The organism is Pseudomonas sp. IT-P100, assembly GCF_949767185.1.
Classification (GTDB): domain Bacteria; phylum Pseudomonadota; class Gammaproteobacteria; order Pseudomonadales; family Pseudomonadaceae; genus Aquipseudomonas; species Aquipseudomonas fluorescens_B.
Genome location: NZ_CATKQK010000001.1, coordinates 111,950 through 131,870, shown reverse-complemented (window position 1 = coordinate 131,870; position 19,921 = coordinate 111,950). Strand labels below are relative to the sequence as shown.

19 protein-coding genes are annotated in these 19,921 nt (G+C 58.8%); 5 read left to right on the top strand and 14 right to left on the bottom strand.

Annotated elements, in window-relative coordinates:
* Nucleotides 1-6 precede the first annotated feature (6 nt).
* From ruvC to ACM6IQ_RS00535, 6 genes are all read right to left on the bottom strand, one after another.
* Nucleotides 7-531 (bottom strand): crossover junction endodeoxyribonuclease RuvC, encoded by a 525-nt coding sequence (gene ruvC, locus ACM6IQ_RS00560; RefSeq protein WP_017340471.1) that lies wholly within the window; start codon nt 529-531, stop codon nt 7-9.
* A gap of 157 nt (nt 532-688) precedes the next feature.
* Nucleotides 689-1,435, bottom strand: coding sequence for a YebC/PmpR family DNA-binding transcriptional regulator (locus tag ACM6IQ_RS00555; protein ID WP_017340472.1), 747 nt, complete (start codon nt 1,433-1,435; stop codon nt 689-691).
* Between the two features lie 120 nt (nt 1,436-1,555).
* Complete coding sequence (gene aspS / locus ACM6IQ_RS00550) at nt 1,556-3,331, bottom strand: aspartate--tRNA ligase (protein WP_017340473.1); 1,776 nt, start codon at nt 3,329-3,331, stop codon at nt 1,556-1,558.
* Nucleotides 3,332-3,431: 100 nt separating this feature from the next.
* Complete coding sequence (locus ACM6IQ_RS00545; RefSeq protein ID WP_010457489.1) at nt 3,432-3,653, bottom strand: FmdB family zinc ribbon protein; 222 nt, start codon at nt 3,651-3,653, stop codon at nt 3,432-3,434.
* Nucleotides 3,654-3,790: 137 nt separating this feature from the next.
* Nucleotides 3,791-4,129 carry a ribbon-helix-helix domain-containing protein gene (locus ACM6IQ_RS00540; protein ID WP_017340474.1) on the bottom strand — a complete coding sequence of 113 codons (339 nt, stop codon included), beginning with the start codon at nt 4,127-4,129 and terminating at the stop codon, nt 3,791-3,793.
* Between the two features lie 256 nt (nt 4,130-4,385).
* Nucleotides 4,386-4,856: a Dps family protein gene (locus ACM6IQ_RS00535; protein ID WP_017340475.1), complete on the bottom strand. Its 471-nt coding sequence runs from the start codon at nt 4,854-4,856 to the stop codon at nt 4,386-4,388.
* Between the two features lie 308 nt (nt 4,857-5,164).
* Here ACM6IQ_RS00535 and ACM6IQ_RS00530 point away from each other — a divergent pair, with 308 nt between their 5' ends.
* On the top strand, nt 5,165-5,767 hold the full coding sequence (locus tag ACM6IQ_RS00530; RefSeq protein WP_017340476.1) for a cold-shock protein: 603 nt from the start codon (nt 5,165-5,167) through the stop codon (nt 5,765-5,767).
* Between the two features lie 87 nt (nt 5,768-5,854).
* Here ACM6IQ_RS00530 and ACM6IQ_RS00525 read toward each other — a convergent pair whose 3' ends face one another.
* On the bottom strand, nt 5,855-6,061 hold the full coding sequence (locus tag ACM6IQ_RS00525) for a SlyX family protein (protein ID WP_008029236.1): 207 nt from the start codon (nt 6,059-6,061) through the stop codon (nt 5,855-5,857).
* 3 nt (nt 6,062-6,064) lie between these two features.
* A complete protein-coding gene (locus ACM6IQ_RS00520) occupies nt 6,065-6,490 on the bottom strand; it encodes an HIT domain-containing protein (RefSeq protein ID WP_017340477.1) in 426 nt (141 codons plus the stop codon).
* Between the two features lie 901 nt (nt 6,491-7,391).
* Between ACM6IQ_RS00520 and ACM6IQ_RS00515 the strand changes: the two genes are divergently transcribed.
* Nucleotides 7,392-8,738, top strand: a complete 1,347-nt coding sequence (locus tag ACM6IQ_RS00515) for an OprD family porin (RefSeq protein ID WP_414877871.1) — start codon at nt 7,392-7,394, stop codon at nt 8,736-8,738.
* 77 nt (nt 8,739-8,815) lie between these two features.
* Here ACM6IQ_RS00515 and ACM6IQ_RS00510 read toward each other — a convergent pair whose 3' ends face one another.
* A complete protein-coding gene (locus ACM6IQ_RS00510) occupies nt 8,816-9,658 on the bottom strand; it encodes a mechanosensitive ion channel family protein (RefSeq protein WP_414877870.1) in 843 nt (280 codons plus the stop codon).
* 137 nt (nt 9,659-9,795) lie between these two features.
* On the bottom strand, nt 9,796-10,281 hold the full coding sequence (locus ACM6IQ_RS00505; RefSeq protein ID WP_007906601.1) for a YajQ family cyclic di-GMP-binding protein: 486 nt from the start codon (nt 10,279-10,281) through the stop codon (nt 9,796-9,798).
* 140 nt (nt 10,282-10,421) lie between these two features.
* Here ACM6IQ_RS00505 and ACM6IQ_RS00500 point away from each other — a divergent pair, with 140 nt between their 5' ends.
* From ACM6IQ_RS00500 to ACM6IQ_RS00490, 3 genes are read left to right on the top strand one after another with little or no spacing between them, the layout of a single operon-like run.
* The gene (locus tag ACM6IQ_RS00500; RefSeq protein ID WP_414877869.1) at nt 10,422-11,339 is read left to right on the top strand and encodes a putative 2-dehydropantoate 2-reductase; all 918 of its coding nucleotides are present in this window, start codon (nt 10,422-10,424) and stop codon (nt 11,337-11,339) included.
* 45 nt (nt 11,340-11,384) lie between these two features.
* Nucleotides 11,385-13,421: an ATP-binding protein gene (locus ACM6IQ_RS00495; RefSeq protein ID WP_414877868.1), complete on the top strand. Its 2,037-nt coding sequence runs from the start codon at nt 11,385-11,387 to the stop codon at nt 13,419-13,421.
* A gap of 2 nt (nt 13,422-13,423) precedes the next feature.
* On the top strand, nt 13,424-14,005 hold the full coding sequence (locus ACM6IQ_RS00490) for a cob(I)yrinic acid a,c-diamide adenosyltransferase (protein ID WP_414877867.1): 582 nt from the start codon (nt 13,424-13,426) through the stop codon (nt 14,003-14,005).
* Between the two features lie 108 nt (nt 14,006-14,113).
* Here the strand turns inward: ACM6IQ_RS00490 and ACM6IQ_RS00485 are convergent, their stop codons facing one another.
* The 4 genes from ACM6IQ_RS00485 to secA form a co-directional block, all read right to left on the bottom strand.
* Nucleotides 14,114-15,058, bottom strand: coding sequence for a Nudix family hydrolase (locus tag ACM6IQ_RS00485; protein WP_414877866.1), 945 nt, complete (start codon nt 15,056-15,058; stop codon nt 14,114-14,116).
* Nucleotides 15,055-15,687 carry a glutathione S-transferase family protein gene (locus ACM6IQ_RS00480; protein WP_414877865.1) on the bottom strand — a complete coding sequence of 211 codons (633 nt, stop codon included), beginning with the start codon at nt 15,685-15,687 and terminating at the stop codon, nt 15,055-15,057. Before ACM6IQ_RS00480 ends, ACM6IQ_RS00485 begins: the two co-directional genes overlap by 4 nt.
* Nucleotides 15,688-15,824: 137 nt before the next feature.
* Entirely contained in the window at nt 15,825-17,042 is a 1,218-nt protein-coding gene (gene argJ, locus ACM6IQ_RS00475; protein WP_414877864.1) for a bifunctional glutamate N-acetyltransferase/amino-acid acetyltransferase ArgJ, read from the bottom strand.
* Between the two features lie 122 nt (nt 17,043-17,164).
* Nucleotides 17,165-19,900, bottom strand: a complete 2,736-nt coding sequence (gene secA, locus ACM6IQ_RS00470) for a preprotein translocase subunit SecA (protein WP_031319088.1) — start codon at nt 19,898-19,900, stop codon at nt 17,165-17,167.
* Nucleotides 19,901-19,921 lie beyond the last annotated feature (21 nt).

Sequence of the window (19,921 nt, the reverse complement as noted above, 5' to 3'; positions counted from 1 at the left end):
ATGCTATCAGAGACGCAGGCGCCCGCCACGACTGCGTGCCGTGCCCAAGCCATGTGGCAGAAGGCTGGAACGGGTATGAGCATGGCATATGGCAATCGCCAGGGCGTCCGAAGCATCGATTTGCGGCTTGCTGATCAGTTTCAGCATGTGCATGACCATCATCTGCACCTGCTCTTTATTGGCCGCGCCGGTCCCGGTCACGGCTTGCTTGACCTGGGTCGCGGTGTATTCGGCGATTTCGAGGTTTTCTTCGGCGCCGGCAACGATCGCCGCACCGCGCGCCTGGCCGAGTTTCAACGCAGAGTCGGCGTTACGCGCCATGAACACCTTTTCGATGCCCATGGTCACCGGGCCGTAGGTCTGGATGACTTCTCGCACGCCGCGATAGACGATTTGCAAACGCTCATGCAGCTCGCCCGAGCCGGTGCGAATGCAACCCGACGCGACGTACACGCAGCCACGCCCGGTATCGCGTACCACGCCGTAACCGGTGATGCGCGAACCGGGGTCGATACCAAGAATTAAAGTCATAACGCCTGCGGGTTAGGTAAAAGCACGATATCCAATACACGAATAACAAGTGTGGGAGCGAGCCTGCTCGCGAAAGCGGTTTTATATTCAGCAACGATACTGCCTGAATATCCGCATTCGCGAGCAGGCTCGCTCCCACATTGGATCTTAGTCGCCCTTAACCGAGCTGCGCAGCCACCGATTCGGGGATGTCGGCATTGGAATAGACGTTCTGTACATCATCCAGGTCTTCAAGCATGTCGATCAGCTTGAGGACTTTCTCGGCGCCTTCCAGGTCCAGTTCGGCGCTGGTGGTCGGCAACATGACGATTTCCGCATCATCACCTTTGAAACCTGCCGCTTCCAGCGCGTTGCGCACGGAGTAGAACCCGGCGAATGAGGTGAACACGTCGATGGAACCGTCTTCGTTAGTCACCACGTCATCGGCGTCCGCGTCCATGGCCGCTTCGATCAAGGCATCCTCATCAACGCCCGGCGCGAAGGAAATCTGCCCCTTGCGCTCGAACAGATAAGCCACGGATCCGTCGGTACCCAGGTTGCCGCCGCACTTGCTGAACGCATGGCGAACAGCTGCTGCGGTGCGGTTACGGTTGTCGGTCATGCACTCGACCATCACCGCCACGCCACCCGGGCCGTAGCCTTCGTAGCTCAGTTCGACCATGTCGTCGGTATCGGCGGCACCGGCACCGCGCGCCACCGCCCGATCGATGATGTCGCGGCTCATGTTCGCACCCAGCGCCTTGTCCAGGGCCAGGCGCAGACGCGGATTGGAGCCCGGATCACCGCCGCCCTGACGGGCCGCAACGGTCAGCTCACGAATCCACTTGGTGAAAATCTTGCCCTTCTTGGCATCCTGACGTTCTTTGCGGTGCTTGATGTTCGCCCACTTGGAATGACCCGCCATAACTCGCTCCGAATTCTCTTTGAAACGTTGCCCGCTGTGCACGATGCGCCAGCCAGCAATACAAAAATCCTGACCTAAAGAAAAGGCGCATCCGGGAAGGATGCGCCTTTGCGGTCAGCCTTACTCAGCTTTTGGCGTTTCGCGCAGACGAATATGAAGCTCGCGCAGCGCCTTGGCATCCACCACGCCCGGTGCTTGCGTCATCACGTCCGCAGCACTCTGGGTTTTCGGGAAGGCAATCACTTCACGGATCGACTGGGCGCCGGTCATCAGCATCACCAGACGGTCCAGGCCGAACGCCAGGCCACCGTGTGGCGGCGCGCCGTATTTCAGGGCGTCGAGCAGGAAGCCGAATTTCTCTTCCTGTTCCGCTTCATTGATACCCAGCAGACGGAACACCGACTGTTGCATTTCCTTGCGATGGATACGGATCGAACCGCCACCCAGCTCAGTACCGTTGAGCACCATGTCGTAGGCACGGGACAAAGCGGTCGCCGGGCTGGCTTCCAGTTCTTCCGGGGTGCACTTCGGTGCGGTGAACGGGTGGTGCAAGGCGCTGAAGCTGCCGTCGTCGTTCTCTTCGAACATCGGGAAGTCAACGACCCACATTGGCGCCCACTTGCAGGTCAGCAGCTCCAGGTCGTGGCCGAGCTTGATCCGCAGCGCGCCCAGGGCCTCGCTGACGATCTTGGCTTTGTCGGCACCGAAGAACACGATGTCGCCATCAACCGCGCCAACGCGATCAAGGATCACATTGAGGTTGGCTTCAGGGATGTTCTTGACGATCGGCGATTGCAGACCCTCGACACCCTTGGCGCGCTCGTTGACCTTGATGTACGCCAGGCCCTTGGCACCGTAGATGCCGACGAACTTGGTGTAGTCGTCGATCTGCTTGCGCGGCATGCTCGCCGCGCCTGGAACGCGCAAGGCGGCAACACGGCATTTCGGATCGTTGGCAGGACCGCTGAAGACTTTGAAGTCGACTTCTTTCAGCTGGTCGGCAACGTCCACCAGCTCCAGCGGGTTACGCAGGTCCGGCTTGTCGGAACCGTAACGACGCATGGCTTCTTCGAAGGTCATGTGCGGGAATTCGCCGAATTCCAGATCCAGCACTTCCTTGAACAGGGTGCGGATCATGCCTTCGGTGAGGCCCATGATGTCTTTTTCATCGAGGAAGCTGGTTTCGATGTCGATCTGGGTGAATTCAGGCTGACGGTCGGCACGCAGGTCTTCGTCGCGGAAGCATTTGGCGATCTGGTAGTAACGGTCGAAGCCGGCGACCATCAGCAATTGCTTGAACAGCTGAGGCGATTGCGGCAGGGCGAAGAACGAACCGGCGTGAGTACGGCTTGGCACCAGGTAGTCACGTGCGCCCTCAGGCGTGGCGCGGGTCAGGATCGGCGTCTCGACGTCGAGGAAGCCGTTCTCGTCCAGGTAACGGCGGATGCTGGTGGTCATGCGCGAACGCAGACGCAGTTTCTCGGCCATTTCCGGACGACGCAGATCAAGGAAACGATAACGCAGGCGGGTTTCTTCACCGACGTCGGAGAACTCGTTCAGTGGGAACGGCGGGGTTTCCGATTCGTTCAGCACTTCAAGTTCGTAACCCAGGACTTCGATCATGCCCGAGGCCATGTTGGCGTTCGTGGCACCGGCCGGACGCAGGCGCACCTTGCCGGTGATCTTCACGACGTACTCGCTGCGCACGCGATCGGCGGCGGCGAAGCTCTCGGCGCGGTCCGGGTCGAACACCACCTGGGCCAGACCGTCACGATCACGGATATCGAGGAAAATCACCCCACCGTGGTCACGGCGACGGTGAACCCATCCGCAAAGGGTAATTTCCTGGCCTTCCAGGCTTTCGTTCAGTTGGCCGCAATAATGGCTGCGCATCATGGTAGTGGTTTCACTTCTCGTAATTCGAAATTCGGTTGGAGGCCTTGCATTCAGGATGATGCAAGAGCTCGCACGTGTCGTTCAACTCAGGCTCCAGACCCTAGTCGGCTTTGTCGCCGCCGGCCAGATTCTTCTTGGAACCGGTCTTGAAATCGGTTTCGTACCAGCCGGTGCCACTGAGGCGGAAGCCCGGCATGGACAGCATCTTCTTAAGCTCTGGCGCCTGGCAGGCAGGGCAGTCGACCAGCGGTGCTGCGCTGATCTTTTGAATGGCTTCCAACTGATGACCACAGGAAGCACATTGATAGTCGTACATCGGCATGGGGGTTGTCTCGGCGATCAGATTGCTACCGCGCACGCTGGGTTTTGCGGCAAAGAGCGGGATTATATCCATTAAATGCAGCCTGTGCAGCCGTAAGACTGCACAGACCGACACTCGACGCATTGCGCTGCCACGGGTTACGCCATGACGACGCAATTCCCTTCCTTGAGGCTGTGCACCACGCAGACAACCCGCACCAGCCCGCTGAAGTTCTTTACCCCACCGTGGCGCAAATGCACTTCGCGATCCACGTGGGACAGCAGGGCACTGACCGAGCAGCAATTGATCCTGGCCATTTCCCCCAAAATATCCCAATACACCTGCTCCAGTCGCAAGCAGGTGGCAAAGCCATTCAAACGTATCGACCGGGATAATGGCCGAGCCAGGCCCATGTCGAATTCACTGATAAACGGATCGATCCTTACTTCCTTGAACGGCCCCACCCTTGCGTCGTTTAACCTGCTTTCATAAACCATCCGTTGACACTCCTTTGCCATCCCTGGTTTCGATAAGAGCCATGTTGCGGGTCTTATAAAAGCGCAGGCGCAAAGTTATATCCAGATGACTTTATGACCATCGACGTAGGATAAGCCAACAACTGAAGGCAGATCATGGAGACCGTCCTAGTCGGGACAAAGTCCTACACAATCGGGGGCAAGATCGCTCAACTAACTGCCCCCCAAGACAGGGCGCGAACAACACAGGAACAGCGTGATCCGCGCTCTGGCAACGTTACTGGTCCAGCAATGAACGCAACATCCACGCGGTTTTCTCGTGAACCTGCATGCGCTGGGTCAGCAAGTCCGCCGTTGGCTCGTCACTGACTTTGTCGAGCAGGGGAAAGATCCCGCGCGCAGTCCGCGTGACAGCTTCCTGCCCTTCGACAAGTTGCTTGATCATGTCTTCCGCAGTGGGCACACCCTCCTCTTCCTTGATGGAAGACAGGCGCGCATAAATCGAATAGGCGCCCGGAGCAGGAAAGCCAAGCGCACGAATTCGTTCGGCAATCGAATCGACCGCCAGGGCCAACTCGTTATATTGCTCCTCGAACATCAGATGCAGAGTCCGAAACATGGGACCGGTGACGTTCCAGTGAAAGTTATGGGTTTTCAAATAAAGTACATAAGTGTCCGACAGCAGACGCGAGAGTCCTTCGACGATGGACTTGCGGTCCTCTTCACTGATACCGATATCGATTGCCATGTTTTTCCCCTAAAGGTGATGAATTTCATCCGACAGGTGCAGGACCACTCTAGCAAGCCTGCCGCGCAACCGCAGCCCGGATTGCCCTCCAGGCCTGCGACAAATCGCCCCCGATGCACCGCTGGACTCCCTGATTTGAGTAGCTGCAAGCTTTGCTGTTAAATAGGCAGTGTGTCGCAGGTGCCTATTTTTTCGGGCGCTGCGCATAGGCTGATACCGGGTGCGTGCCCAACGCCTCTTTTAGTTCTGAAGCGAACCGCGCCCCATCAGCTCTTCCTTGCGATCCGTCTTAACGTGAGTTAATCAAAATGTTGAAAATCGTCCACCTGCTAATGGGCGCAGCAGCCCTGCTCCTGTCCTTCATCCCTAGCCTGCGTTCCGAGGCTGTTCCTTACCTGCAACAACCCGATGCGCTGTACCTGGCCTTTTTCGGCCTGCTCAACCTCACCCTCGCACCTGTCATCCCATACTGGAACAAAGGTCCGCGTCATCAACTGCAAAACCTGGTCAGTGCCCTGCTGGTTCTGACTGTTGTTCTGCAAACCCTGACGCTGCTCGCGCCGATGCCTGTCATCGCCGGCCAACCTGCCGTTCTGTTCAGCCTGGTGGCTGCCCTGATCGCCGTTCTTCTGCACCTGGCCATCAGCTTCTACAAATCCTCACCGGCCACCGCCTCGCCAAGCTATGACATGAGCAACCGCGATACCGGCACCGTCAAGTGGTTCAACACATCCAAGGGCTTCGGCTTCATTTCCCGTGATTCCGGCGATGATATTTTCGTGCATTTCCGGGCCATCCGTGGCGAAGGCCATCGCGTTCTGGTCGAAGGCCAGCGCGTGGAATTCTCCGTCATGAATCGTGACAAGGGCCTGCAAGCCGAAGACGTGATCGCCGCGCTGCCGCGACGCTGACTCAAGGCTAAAAAAAACCGCGAGCAGCCTGGCTGTTCGCGGTTTTTTATTGCCTTTTGTTCAAACGAAAGAGCCTTGAAACAAAAGCTAGTAATGCGGCGGTGGCGCTTCTTCTTCAAAAGTCTCGAACTGGCCAGCCATTTCCTCCTGCCGCTTAAGCAGGGCGGCCATTTGCAGTTGCAAGCGTTCCACGGCGCGCTGCTGCGTCGCCAGCACATCGCTCAATGCCTGGATGGTGTCATCCTGAAACGCCAGCTGGCTCTCCAGATCGGTAACGCGTTCTTCCAGGCTCATGATTCAACCCTCCAGAAACGTGAAGTCTTCAGTCAACACAAGACGCAGCCGCTCGCGAATGACCGCGATCTGCTCCGCCGTGTACGGTTTGGCCGGGTGTTTGCCCCACACCGGCGCGGGCCAGGCAGCATCCTCGCGCTTGCGCACAATCACATGCATGTGCAACTGACTGACAACGTTACCCAGGGCCGCAACATTCAACTTGTCCGCGTCGAACGAGTCCTTGAGCATTTCCGCCAGCGCGGTCGTTTCCTGCCACAGCTGCCGCTGATCGGCGACATCCAACTGAAATATCTCGCTGATATCGTCGCGACGCGGCACCAGGATGAACCACGGGTAGTTCGAATCATTGGACAACAGCAACCGGCTGAGCGGGAAATCCCCGATCTGTAACGTGTCTTGTTGAAGTCGTGGATCTAAAGCGAACACTGCGCGCACTCCCGGTAGCTCATCATTTTCAGCTTAGCGCCCATCCCGTGAGATGGCGCACCAAGCGACAGGAAGGCAGCATACCTGCGAACGTCGCTGGCTTCACGACGCACGACTGTCGAAGCACAGGCATCGACGCCGAGAGCGCTCCGACATGAGACATTTTTTGCGCGAGCGCACCATTACAGAACCGTCAGCCACGCAAAAAACACTCAAGTGACCAACAAACCAAGGCCTGTTCACGTTTCACAACAGCCAACACTGTATGATTCAGGACGACGATTAAAAATTTTTGCACCAAAACCGCACAGTGCGTCTACGCTCTGTGCGTCGGGCATCCGCCAAGTACTCACCGCGGGGTGAACCGGTAACGTTTTTGGTTGTCGCGCAGTCGGCCAGGGAGGTGCAACACCATGCAAACCATGGCGTCAAGCCCCATCAAAAAGTGCTTGTAACCCCCGGTTTTATGAGGTTTTTACGGTAACAGGCAGACGTTCAGAAAAAAAAACAGCGAATTGCTGATTTGTGCACGCTTGTTGCATTCACACTCACATCGCCTTCAAGGCGTCCGCTGGAAGTGGACGCCTTGAAGGCAATAAAAACAGTGGCAGGGTTGCCCGATGGAGATTCACACGTTTCACCAAGGACTCTTTTTACCGATGCTCAAGCCCCGGAAAACAGCGCTGAAGTTGTCATTCCTATTGCATTGGGGCCGTAAATTTGCGACATCTACCAAGCCATTTGCGACAGGGTCGTAAAGAAGCTGAAAGGTTAGATGCGCAAGTATCGCCAACATGGTCGGCGTGATATAAGTTTGCGCCGACACAAAAAGAAAGAGCCGCCCAGATAATAAAACAGGTGGGACGGCAGTACTCTTCTAAAACCAAAGGAGCAAATCACGATGCGCGTGATGAAGTGGAGCATGATCGCACTGGCAGTTGCAGCAGCAGCCAGTACTCAAGTGGCTATGGCCGCACCTTTCGTAAGTGACCAGGCTGAAGCCAAAGGTTTTGTTGAAGACAGCACGCTGAACTTGCTGGTTCGCAACTACTACTTCAACCGTGACAACAAAGATGGCGGCCGCGACGTCAAAGACTGGACACAAGGTCTTTGGGGCACCTACAACTCCGGTTACACTCAGGGTACTGTGGGCGTTGGCGTTGATGCATTCGGTTACCTGGCCATCAAACTGGATGGCGGCGATGGCACTTCCGGTTCGGGCAACATGAGCCGTAGCGACACTGTCAACGCCAACGGTGGCCGCGACGTTAACGACAGCCAGGGTAAAGCCGGCGCTGCCGTTAAATTCCGCGTTTCCAAAACCGAGCTGAAAGTCGGCGACATGTCGCCAAGCACTGCTCCAGTATTTGCTGTTGGCGGCTCCCGTATCCTTCCGCAAGTTGCCAGCGGTTTCCAACTGCAAAGCAGCGAAGTCAAAGACCTTGACCTCGAAGCCGGTCACTTCTACTCGGGTTCCAGCCAGGACAAAAACGCCCGTGACGGCGGCCTGTATGCAACCTACGCTGGCGTTGAAGCCAACACCATCGACTATTTCGGTGGCAAGTACGGCATTACCGATAACCTTTCCGCATCGCTGTATGGCGCCAAGCTGGAAGACATCTGGAACCAGTACTACGCCAACGTGAACCTCACCACTCCGTTTGGTGGTGACACTTCGCTGAACACCGATTTCAACATCTATCGCACCACCGATACCGGTGACGCGAAAGCTGGCGACATCAGCAACACCGCGTTCTCGCTGGCAACCGCTCTGTCGTTCCTGAAAGCGCACACCATCACCCTGGCCTTCCAAAAGGTTAATGGCGATACCCCGTTCGACTACATCGGTATCGGCAAGAACAACCGCGGCGGCGACTCGATCTTCCTCGCCAACTCCATCCAGTACTCTGACTTCAACGCCCCTGGCGAGAAGTCGGCCCAGGTCCGTTACGACCTGAAAATGGCTGAGTACGGCGTTCCTGGTCTGAGCTTCATGACCCGTTACGTGAAAGGTTGGGACATCGACGGTACCAACACTCCAGCTGGCAGCGCCTACACCGGCCTGTACGGCGACAATGGCAAGCACAACGAAACCAACTTCGAAGCCAAGTACGTTGTTCAGTCTGGCCCGGCAAAAGATCTGTCCGTCCGCTTCCGTCAAGCTTGGCACTTTGCTAACGCCGACGAAGGTGAAGGCGACGTGAAAGAGTTCCGTGTGATCGTCGACTACCCACTGTCGATCTTGTAATCGCATCCAGTTAGTTTGCGATAACAAAATAAAAGGCCCATCTTCGGATGGGCCTTTTTTGTTGCCTGGTTTTTTGCTTACTGCACCGCAGATTCCTGAACCACTCGAATCACCCGCTGTGGAAACGGGATATCGATGCCGGCCGCTTTCAACCGGTCCCGGGATTGCTCGTTGAACATGAACATCACATCCCAGTAATCCGCCGTCTTCACCCATACGCGCAAGGAAACAGTGATCGAACTGTCGCCCAGGGTAGAAATGACAGCCTGTGGTGCCGGTTCAGCCAGGATGCGTTCATCCTTGGCCAGGTCCAGTAACACTTGACGAGCCTTTTGCAGGTCCGCCTCGTAATCAACACCCACATCGAATACAACCTTGCGGGTCGGCTGGCGGTTAGTGTTGGTGATGATGCCATTCGACAGGTTGCCGTTAGGCACGATGATGGTTTTGTTATCGCCTGTACGCAGCACCGTGTGGAAGATCTGAATGCTGTCGACCGTACCGGCAACACCCTGAGCTTCGATCCAGTCACCAATACGGAACGGACGGAACAACAGAATCAGTACGCCACCCGCGAAATTCGCCAGGCTGCCCTGCAACGCCAGACCAATGGCCAGGCCCGCCGCACCGATCGCCGCGACGAAGGAGGTGGTTTCCACGCCGATCATCGAGGCTACGCTGACGATCAGCAAAACCTTGAGAATAATGTTCGCCAGACTGCTGATGAACCCTTGCAGCGCCAGGTCGGCGTTTCGCAGCGCGAGCAAACCGCCCAGTTTCTGCGTCACTTTATTGATCAGCCACCAGCCGATGGCCAGGGTGATGATCGCCAGCAGTACGCGGCTGCCGTATTCCATGATCATCGGAATCCAGGCTTGGGACGCCTTGACCAGGTTGTCCACTTCAGCATTCAAATCCATCTACGTTCTCCTGATTTCCGGCTACCCGGCACGCGAAAAATGAGCGGCAGAAAGACCGGCCCCTTGCGGACCCGATCGTTTCTGCCGTTACTTGGGCCTCGGACGCCGAAAACGCCGAGAGGTTCCCGCTTGAACAATCAGTCGCGGAAGTTGTTGAACTGCAGCGGCATGTCGAATGTCTTGGCTCGCAGAGCCGCGATGGCTTCCTGCAAATCGTCACGCTTCTTGCCGGTGATGCGCACCTGCTCGCCCTGAATGGCCGCTTGAACCTTGAGCTTGGCGTCCTTGACGTGAGCGACGATTTTCTTCGCCAGCTCTTTGTCGATGCCTTCCTTGAGGACGGCTTCCTGCTTCATCAGCTTGCCCGACGCGTAGGCATCCTTGACTTCAAGGCACTGCACGTCGATTTTGCGCTTGACCAGCGCCAGCTTGAGGATCTCAATCATCGCTTCGAGCTGGAAATCGGCTTCAGCGGTCAGGTTGACGGTCAGGTCCTTTTCCTTGAACTCGAAGGTGCCCTTGCCTTTCAGGTCATAACGACGATCGAGTTCCTTGACGGCGTTTTCGACCGCGTTGGTGACTTCGTGTTTGTCCAGTTCGGATACCACGTCGAACGACGGCATGTAATCTCTCCAATAAAGGGCGCGCTCGATCAAGATCGAGCACGCCTGGCTTGCGGTTAAAATCCGCGCTGATTATAACGGGTCTTTCCCATCATTCACTGCGAGCCTCCGATGCACGCCTTAAACAGAGCAAAAAGCTGATGTCCACCACCTGGCATGTCCTGGGCGCCGGCAGCCTCGGCACCTTATGGGCCACGCGTCTGGCGCGGGCCGGGGTGCCGGTCAGGCTGATTGTGCGGGATGCGGCGCGTTTACAGGCTTATCAGGCGGCGGGCGGCCTGACGCTGGTGGAGCATGGCGAAGCAACCACCTGGGACATACCCGGCGAAACCACCGACAGCGACGAACCGATCAATCGCCTGCTGGTGGCCTGCAAGGCCTACGATGCCGAGCAGGCCGTGGCCCGACTGGCGCCGCGCCTGGCGCCCGACGCCGAATTGATTTTGCTCCAGAACGGCCTCGGCAGTCAGGACGCCGTTGCCGCACAGGTTCCGCAGGCACGCTGTATTTATGCTTCGAGCACCGAAGGCGCGTTTCGCGACGGTGACTGGCGTGTGGTGTTCGCGGGTCACGGCTACACCTGGCTGGGGGATGCCGGACATCCGGTGGCGCCGATCTGGCTGGATGATGTCAGCGCAGCAGGCATTCCCCACGAATGGAGCACCGACATTCTCACCCGGCTGTGGCGCAAACTCGCGCTTAACTGTGCGATCAATCCGCTGACCGTGCTGCACGATTGCCGTAACGGCGGCTTGCAAGACCACCACTGCGAAGTCGCCACCCTCTGCGGTGAATTGACCGAAGTGCTTGAACGCTGTGGCCAACCGGCAGCGGCCGAGGACCTCCAGCAGGAAGTCGAGCGGGTAATTCACGCCACCGCGGCCAATTTCTCCTCGATGTACCAGGACGTCGCGAATCGGCGCCGAACCGAAATCAGCTACCTGCTGGGCTATGTCTGCAAAGTTGCCTCGCGGCATCAGTTGAACCTTCCGCACCTCAACCAGTTGCAACAGCGGCTGATCACCCATCTGCACAGCCTTGGATTGCCCAGCGACTGAGCAGCGGCTACGCTGGCCACTTGTTCCTTTTCTGCGATAAAACTGATGCCATTGCGCCAGCGCCTCGAAAACCTTCCGGTCGGCCAGAAACTACTGGCCGCCCTGCTGGTGCTGTTGACCACCGTTTTGCTGGTCGCCAACCTGACCTTCATCAGCGCCGCGTACTACATTTCCCAGGAAAGCATGGCGCCCCAGGCCTTGCAGACCATCGGCCGACTGGTGTCCAACCCGAGCCTGGTGGCTGATGCGCTGCAATCGCCACAAAATGCCGAACGACTGCTGAATGAGCTCAACAGTTATTCACCGCTGCGCGCGGCAGCCCTGTATGACGGCAAAGGCGAAAGACTGGCGCAGTTGCAGCGCGGCGATCATTTGGGCCTGCCGGAGCGTTACCGCCACATCGAAGCCTGGCAGGCCACCGAATTTCGCAGCAATCAAGTGATCACCCTGCCCCGCCCCGGCACCGCGCCCGGCCACCTGCTGTTGGTCGCCAGCAGCGAACTGCCGATGGCCTTCTACACCGGGACCCTGACCGCGAGCCTCGGGATCCTGATCTTCAGTGTGCTGTTATGGCTGGTGATCGCCCGGCAGATCAAACGCCTGATTACCCGGCCGATCCATCAACTCGAAGAACTGTCCCGGCAAGTGACCCGGGAAGAGAACTACGCCCTGCGCGCCTCCCGGGGCAATCACGACGAAATCGGCAGCCTGGCCGAGGCCTTCAACACCATGCTCTCGCGAATCGAAGCGCGGGAGCAGCAACTCAAACGCGCGCGTGACGATTCCCAGGCGGCCTACGACCAGGCCCAGGGGCTGGCCGAGGAAACCCGTCACACCAACCGCAAACTGGAACTCGAAGTCCAGGTGCGCAGCAAGATCGAGAAGAAACTTACCGGGTTCCAGAACTACCTCAACAGCATCATCGACTCCATGCCATCGGCGCTGATCGCCCTCGACGAGCAGCTTTACGTAACGCAATGGAATCAGGAGGCCAGCGCCCTCTCCGGCACGCGACTGGACGAGGCGCTGAACCAGCCGATCTTCCTCGCCTTCGAACCGCTCAAGCCGTTTCTGCCACAGCTCAAACAGACCGTCGAGCAACACACCGTAGCAAAAATCGAGCGCGTGACCTGGTTCAAGGATGACGAACCCAAGCATTACGCCCTGACCTTTTACCCGCTGATGGGCGGAGCCGGGCGCGGTGTGGTGATCCGGATCGACGACATCACCCAGCGCCTGTCCCTGGAAGAAATGATGGTTCAGTCGGAAAAAATGCTCTCGGTCGGCGGCCTCGCCGCCGGCATGGCCCACGAGATCAACAACCCGCTGGGGGCGATCCTGCATAACGTGCAGAACATTCGCCGACGCCTGTCCCCCGATCTACCGAAAAACCTCGAGCAAGCCGAGCAAATCGGCATCGAGCTGGACACCGTTAACGAGTACCTGAAAGCACGGGAAGTGCCGCAGTTACTCGACGGTATTCAGCAGGCCGGCGCCCGGGCGGCGAAGATCGTGACCCACATGCTCAGTTTCAGCCGTCGCAGCACCCGGCAAATGGCCCCGTGCGATCTGCCGGCACTGATCGATCAGGCCGTGGAAATTGCTGGCAACGATTTCGACCTGGCGATCGGCTTCGACTTCAAGGGCCAGGCGATCATTCGCCAGTTCGATCCGGCGCTGGGCCCGGTGCCCGGCACCGCCAACGAACTCGAACAAGTGCTGCTCAACCTGCTGAAAAACGCCGCGCAAGCCATTCACCAACGTGAAGATGACCGTGAGCCCGGGCGGATCATCCTGCGTACCAAGCTGAATCCGCCGTGGGCGGAAATCCAGGTCGAAGACAACGGCATCGGCATGAGCGAGAGCGTGCGCAAACGCACCTTCGAGCCGTTTTTCACCACCAAGGAAATCGGTCAGGGCACCGGGCTTGGGCTGTCGGTCTCGTATTTCATCATCACCAACAACCACAAGGGGCAGATGGAAGTGCAATCGACACCGGGCCAGGGCACGTGTTTCACCTTGCGCCTGCCGTTGGCGAGCACCCCGCTCGTCTCTCAAGAATTCAATCAGCTATCGAGGTAACCATGGGCTTTCGCTTGTCGAAGATTTACACCCGCACTGGCGACAAAGGCGAAACCGGACTGGGCGACGGCCGCCGCGTGACCAAGGACCATCCCCGGATCGAGGCCATTGGTGAAGTCGATACGCTGAACAGTCAGGTAGGCGTGCTGTTGGCCGGGCTGGAAGCGCAACGTGGCCAGTTTCCAGGATTGAACGAAGTGATCGAGGTGTTGGCGCCTTGTCAGCATCGGCTGTTCGATCTCGGTGGAGAGCTGGCGATGCCGGTGTATCAGGCACTGAACGCGGCAGAAATTGAACGCCTGGAAGCGGCGATCGATGTGTGGAATGAAGAGCTGGGACCGCTGGAGAATTTCATTCTGCCGGGCGGTTCGGCGCTGATTGCCCAGGCCCATGTGTGCCGGAGCCTGGCGCGGAGTGCCGAGCGCAGGTGTCAGCATTTGAATGCGATTGAACCGTTGGCCGGGGTCGGGTTGGCATACATCAATCGACTGTCGGACTTGTTGTTTGTGGCGGCGCGGTTGATTGCCAAGCGCCAGGGGATTGCAGAGATTCTTTGGCAGGCGGCGGCGAAACCTCAGGGTTGACCGGCGCCTGTCTGGGCCACATCGCCAGCAGGCTGGCTCCCACGGGAGACTGCGTTTATCTGTGGGAGCCAGCCTGCTGGCGATGAGGTCATCCGCTTCAACGCAAAATCATGCGTCAGGCCAGAACGCTCGAATCCCCGCGACACCTTGGGCGCCCGCCTCCCAAGCCTTTTGTTGCTCAGTTGGCCCAACACCACCCAGCAAGAACACCGGTTTGCTGAAGCCTTCGATCAGGGTCGACGCCTGCTCCCAACCCAACGGCTGAGCCCCCGGGTGAGTCAGGGTCGGCTCTACAGGTGACAGCGTCACGAAGTCCACGCCCATCTGCTCGGCCAATGCCAACTCTTCAGGGTTATGGCAGGACGCCGCCAACCAACGCGAGGCTGGCAACGGACGACCTGCCGCCGCGTATTTGCGCAGTTGTGCCGAAGTGATGTGCCAACCAGCCGACGGAAAATCGCCCAGCCACTCGAACGGCCCCTTGATCATCAACTGTGCCTTGCCGGCACACAGCCCCGCCGCATCCACCGCCAGATCGCGGTATTTCGGGTCGTAGCCGTTGGGCGCCCGCAGCTGGATCAGCTTGATCCCGCCGGCGATGGCTTTCTGGATACCGCGCAGCAGCGCCGGGGTTTCCAGGTCTTCAGGCGTGATCAGGTACTGCGCAGGCAAGCGTGCGGCCGCAACGATCGGCTGGTTGGCCGCCGGGAATTCGTAATTCAACAGATCACGGGGCGCAACCCATTCCAAAGGCTGGCCTTCGGCACCGTGGGGTTCACCGGTGAAATTCGAGACCTCCCAGACATCGAGCAACACTTGCTTGTCCGGGTAGTCATGGCGGACCTTGATCAACGGACGCGCCGCGCTGACCACAATGCCCAACTCTTCGTGAAGCTCGCGGGCCAGGGCGGTTTCGACGGATTCGTCGGCCTCGACCTTGCCACCGGGAAACTCCCACAAACCGCCTTGGTGCTGTGTGTCGGCACGGCGGGCGATGAGGATCTTGCCGCTGTTATCGCGGATGACGGCGGCCGCTACGTGTACTCGTTTCACTGCCCGATCTCCTCCAGACCTGCCTTTTGCCACGCCTTGAAGGCTGGCCATTGGTAGATCGTTTCGACGTAGGCCTCATCCGCCGCCGGCAATTTCACCTGATAGGTGCGCAGGCGTACGGCAATGGGGGCAAAGAAGGCATCGGCGAGTGTCGCGCGGCCAAACAGGAACGGACCGGTTTCGGTCGCGGCTGCGCGGCATTCGGCCCACAAGGCCAGCATGCGTTCGATGTCCGCCTGGATGTCGGCCGGGGCCGGCGACAACGGTGCGTCGCGACTCAGGTCGAACGGCATGTTGCCGCGCATGGCGAAGAACCCTGCGTGCATCTGCGCGCACGCCGAACGCGCCTGGGCGCGGGCGGCGACATCTTTGGGCCAGAGGCCAGCATCCGGGAATTGTTCGGCCAGGTACTCGGCAATCGCCAGGGAATCAGCAATGGTGCCGTGTGCGGTTTTCAGCAGCGGGACTTTACCGGTGGGCGAATGCTTGAGCAGACGTTCACGGGTGTCCGGCTGGTTCAGCTTGATGAGCTCTTCGGTGTACGGAGAGCCGGCCAGATCGAGGGCCAGGGCGCCGCGCAGGGACCAGGAGGAAAGCAGTTTGTCGCCGATGATCAGGTGGAGGCTCATGTTCGGGACCTTTTGATGAGGGGTACAGACCAGCCTCTTGAGTGTCTGGTCTGTCGTCATCGCGGGCAATCCCGCTCCCACAGGATTTGCGCTAACCCTGAGGGAGCAGGCTTGCCCGCGAAGGGGTCGACTCGGTATTAAGTACGGTACTCGGCGTTGATCTTCACGTATTCGTGGGACAGGTCGGTGGTCCAGATGGTTTCGCTGCAATCGCCGCGACCCAGCTCTATACGGATGGTGATCTCTTCCTGCTGCATCACCGCTGCGCCCTGGGCTTCGGTGTAGGTCGATGCGCGGGCGCCACGGCTGGCGATGCAAACGTCGCCGAGGAACACGTCGATCTTGCTCACGTCCAGGTTCGGTACGCCGGCACGACCAACGGCAGCCAGAATGCGCCCCCAGTTCGGGTCGGATGCGAACAGCGCGGTCTTGATCAGCGGCGAGTGCGCCACGGTGTAAGCGACGTCCAGGCATTCCTGGTGATTGCCGCCGCCGTTGACTTCAACGGTGACGAACTTGGTCGCGCCTTCGCCGTCGCGAACGATGGCCTGGGCCACGTCCATGCACACTTCGAACACGGCCTGTTTCAGCTTGGCGAACAACTCACCGCTCGCGGAGGTGATTTCCGGCAAGGCCGCCTGACCAGTGGCGATCAACATGCAGCAGTCGTTGGTCGAGGTGTCGCCGTCGATGGTGATGCGGTTGAACGACTTGTTGGCGCCGTCCAGCAACAGGTTTTGCAATACGTCGCGGGAGACTTTGGCGTCGGTGGCGATGTAGCCGAGCATGGTGGCCATGTTCGGACGGATCATCCCCGCACCTTTGCTGATGCCGGTGACGGTGATGGTCACGCCGTCATGCTGGAACTGGCGGCTGGCACCCTTCGGCAGGGTGTCGGTGGTCATGATGCCGGTGGCGGCAGCTTCCCAGTTGTTCACCGACAGATCGTCGAGCGCGGCTTGCAACGCGCCTTCGATCTTCTCGACCGGCAGCGGCTCGCCGATCACGCCGGTGGAATACGGCAGCACCAGGCTGGCGTCGACGCCGGTCAATTCAGCCAGTTTGGCGCAGGTGCGTTCGGCGGCAGCCAGGCCAGGTTCGCCAGTGCCGGCGTTGGCATTGCCGGTGTTGGTCAGCAGGTAACGCACCGGACCTTGCACGCGCTGCTTGGCCAGGATCACCGGCGCTGCGCAAAAGGCGTTCAGGGTGAACACGCCTGCGACGGTGGAACCTTCGGCGCAGCGCATGACCACGACATCCTTGCGCCCGGGACGCTTGATGCCGGCCGAGGCGATACCGAGTTCAAAACCGGCAACCGGGTGCAACGTTGGCAAAGGACCAAGACCAACAGCCATGAATGCGCTCCTTAATAAATGATGTCAGCACCGCTTTCAGGAAGAACGGTGGTGTAAATGGCAAAACGCCGCGACGGCTGATGCCGGTCGCGGCGCGGGTATTTCAGCGTATGAAACGGGTTTTACTGGATCTGCCCGTGGCAATGCTTGAATTTCTTGCCCGAACCGCAGTAGCACAGCTCGTTACGGCCCAGCTTCTGTTCGTTGCGAACCGGTGCGGTGGCGAGGGCTACATCGACCTCTTCACCGAGCAGGTCCGGCTGCTCGAGACCCGGTGCTTCGTCGTGCTGGAACTGCATGCGCGCCGCCAGTGCTTCGGCTTCCTGACGCAGGCGTTGCTCTTCTTCGATCGGGTCTTCGCGGCGAACCTGGACGTGCGACAGCACACGGATCGAATCGCGCTTGATCGAATCCAGCAGCTCGGAGAACAGCGTGAACGACTCGCGCTTGTACTCTTGCTTCGGGTTCTTCTGGGCGTAGCCACGCAAGTGGATGCCATGACGCAGGTGGTCCATGGTCGACAGGTGGTCTTTCCACAAGTCGTCCAGCACGCGCAGAACGATTTGCTTCTCGAAGGTGCGCAGCGCATCGGCGCCGGCCTGGTCTTCTTTCTCGTTGTACGCCGCAATCAGCTCTTGCATCAGCTTCTCGCGCAGGGTTTCTTCGTACAGGTGATCGTCTTCGTCGAGCCATTGCTGGATCGGCAGCGAAACACCGAAGTCGCTCTGCAATGCCGCTTCCAGACCGGCCACGTCCCACTGCTCGGGCAGCGATTGCGGTGGAATGTGTGCACTGACAGTCGCGTTGAGTACGTCCTGACGGAAGTCGGCGATGGTTTCACCGATGTTGTCGGCGGCCAGCAACGTGTTACGCATGTGATAGATCACTTTACGCTGTTCGTTGTTGACGTCATCGAACTCGAGCAGTTGCTTGCGGATGTCGAAGTTGCGGCCTTCAACCTTGCGCTGGGCCTTCTCGATGGCGTTGGTCACCATGCGGTGCTCGATCGCTTCACCGGACTGCATGCCCAATGCTTTCATGAAGTTCTTCACCCGGTCAGAGGCGAAGATGCGCATCAGGCTGTCTTCCAGCGACAGGTAGAAACGGCTGGAACCGGCGTCACCCTGACGACCGGCACGACCACGCAGCTGGTTGTCGATACGGCGCGATTCGTGACGTTCGGACGCAATCACCTGCAAACCGCCCGACTCGAGCACTTGCTGGTGACGTTTCTGCCAGTCGGCCTTGATCTGGGCAATCTGCTCCGGCGTCGGGTCTTCGAGCGACGCGACTTCCACTTCCCAGTTACCGCCCAACAGGATGTCGGTACCACGACCGGCCATGTTGGTGGCGATGGTCAGTGCGCCTGGGCGACCGGCCTGGGCAATGATCTCGGCTTCTTTTTCGTGGAACTTGGCGTTCAGGACCTTGTGTTCGATACCTTCTTTCTGCAGCAGCGCAGACATGTGCTCGGACGTTTCGATGGTCGCAGTACCCACCAGCACCGGACGGCCCTGGGTCATGCATTCCTTGATGTCGTTGATGATCGCCGCGTATTTCTCGTCGGCGGTCAGGAACACCAGGTCGTTGTAGTCTTTACGCGCCAAAGGCTTGTTCGGCGGGATGACCATGACCTGCAGGCCATAGATCTGGTGGAACTCGAACGCTTCGGTGTCCGCGGTACCGGTCATGCCGGACAGCTTGTTGTACAGACGGAAGTAGTTCTGGAACGTGGTCGACGCCAGTGTCTGGCTTTCGGCCTGGATGTTCAGGTTTTCCTTGGCTTCGATGGCCTGGTGCAGGCCTTCGGACAAACGACGACCCGGCATGGTACGACCGGTGTGTTCGTCGACCAGGACGACCTGACCGTCCTGCACGATGTATTCGACGTTGCGGTTGAACAGCTTGTGAGCGCGCAGGCCGGCATAAACGTGGGTCAGCAGGCCCAGGTTATGCGCCGAATACAGGCTCTCGCCTTCTGCCAGCAGGCCGACGCGGGTCAGCATGTCTTCGATGAACTGGTGACCGGCTTCGTTGAGTTCGACCTGACGGGTCTTTTCGTCAACGGTGTAGTGGCCGGCCTTGGTGACTTCGCCTTCGACCTCTTCGACATGCAATTCAAGCTGCGGGATCAGTTTGTTGATCTCGATGTACAACTTGGAGCTGTCCTCGGCCTGACCGGAAATGATCAGCGGGGTACGGGCTTCGTCGATGAGGATGGAGTCGACTTCGTCGATCACGGCAAAGTTGAGTTCGCGCTGGAATTTTTCTTCCATGCTGAACGCCATGTTGTCGCGCAGGTAGTCGAAACCGAATTCGTTGTTGGTACCGTAGGTAATGTCGGCCGCGTAGGCCTGACGTTTCTCTTCCGGCGGCTGGAATGGCGTGACCACACCGACCGTCATGCCGAGGAATTCGTAGAGCGGACGCATCCAGTTGGCGTCACGGCGGGCCAGATAGTCGTTCACGGTCACAACGTGCACGCCCTTGCCGGACAGCGCGTTGAGGTAAACGCCCAGTGTGGCCACCAGGGTCTTGCCTTCACCGGTACGCATTTCCGCGATCATGCCTTCATGCAAGGTCATGCCGCCGATCAGCTGGACATCGAAGTGGCGCATACCCATGACGCGCTTGCCGGCTTCGCGGGCGACCGCAAAGGCTTCTGGCAGCAGCTTGTCGAGGGTTTCCCCTTTGGCGATGCGGGCCTTGAACTCATCTGTCTTGGCACGCAATTGATCGTCCGAAAGGGCCACCATTTGCTCTTCGAAGGCATTGACGAGTTGCACCGTCTTGAGCATGCGTTTGACTTCACGCTCGTTCTTGCTTCCAAAAAGTTTCTTTAACAAAGGCGCAAACATATCGGCAGGATCTTCCACACT

What these genes read in the sequence shown, in the direction of transcription:
- ruvC (WP_017340471.1), bottom strand. Translation starts at nt 531, where the DNA reads ATGACTTTAATTCTTGGTATCGACCCCGGTTCGCGCATCACCGGTTAC.
- ACM6IQ_RS00555 (WP_017340472.1), bottom strand. Translation starts at nt 1,435, where the DNA reads ATGGCGGGTCATTCCAAGTGGGCGAACATCAAGCACCGCAAAGAACGT.
- aspS (WP_017340473.1), bottom strand. Translation starts at nt 3,331, where the DNA reads ATGATGCGCAGCCATTATTGCGGCCAACTGAACGAAAGCCTGGAAGGC.
- ACM6IQ_RS00545 (WP_010457489.1), bottom strand. Translation starts at nt 3,653, where the DNA reads ATGCCGATGTACGACTATCAATGTGCTTCCTGTGGTCATCAGTTGGAA.
- ACM6IQ_RS00540 (WP_017340474.1), bottom strand. Translation starts at nt 4,129, where the DNA reads ATGGTTTATGAAAGCAGGTTAAACGACGCAAGGGTGGGGCCGTTCAAG.
- ACM6IQ_RS00535 (WP_017340475.1), bottom strand. Translation starts at nt 4,856, where the DNA reads ATGGCAATCGATATCGGTATCAGTGAAGAGGACCGCAAGTCCATCGTC.
- ACM6IQ_RS00530 (WP_017340476.1), top strand. Translation starts at nt 5,165, where the DNA reads ATGTTGAAAATCGTCCACCTGCTAATGGGCGCAGCAGCCCTGCTCCTG.
- ACM6IQ_RS00525 (WP_008029236.1), bottom strand. Translation starts at nt 6,061, where the DNA reads ATGAGCCTGGAAGAACGCGTTACCGATCTGGAGAGCCAGCTGGCGTTT.
- ACM6IQ_RS00515 (WP_414877871.1), top strand. Translation starts at nt 7,392, where the DNA reads ATGCGCGTGATGAAGTGGAGCATGATCGCACTGGCAGTTGCAGCAGCA.
- ACM6IQ_RS00510 (WP_414877870.1), bottom strand. Translation starts at nt 9,658, where the DNA reads ATGGATTTGAATGCTGAAGTGGACAACCTGGTCAAGGCGTCCCAAGCC.
- ACM6IQ_RS00505 (WP_007906601.1), bottom strand. Translation starts at nt 10,281, where the DNA reads ATGCCGTCGTTCGACGTGGTATCCGAACTGGACAAACACGAAGTCACC.
- ACM6IQ_RS00500 (WP_414877869.1), top strand. Translation starts at nt 10,422, where the DNA reads ATGTCCACCACCTGGCATGTCCTGGGCGCCGGCAGCCTCGGCACCTTA.
- ACM6IQ_RS00495 (WP_414877868.1), top strand. Translation starts at nt 11,385, where the DNA reads ATGCCATTGCGCCAGCGCCTCGAAAACCTTCCGGTCGGCCAGAAACTA.
- ACM6IQ_RS00490 (WP_414877867.1), top strand. Translation starts at nt 13,424, where the DNA reads ATGGGCTTTCGCTTGTCGAAGATTTACACCCGCACTGGCGACAAAGGC.
- ACM6IQ_RS00480 (WP_414877865.1), bottom strand. Translation starts at nt 15,687, where the DNA reads ATGAGCCTCCACCTGATCATCGGCGACAAACTGCTTTCCTCCTGGTCC.
- argJ (WP_414877864.1), bottom strand. Translation starts at nt 17,042, where the DNA reads ATGGCTGTTGGTCTTGGTCCTTTGCCAACGTTGCACCCGGTTGCCGGT.
- secA (WP_031319088.1), bottom strand. Translation starts at nt 19,900, where the DNA reads ATGTTTGCGCCTTTGTTAAAGAAACTTTTTGGAAGCAAGAACGAGCGT.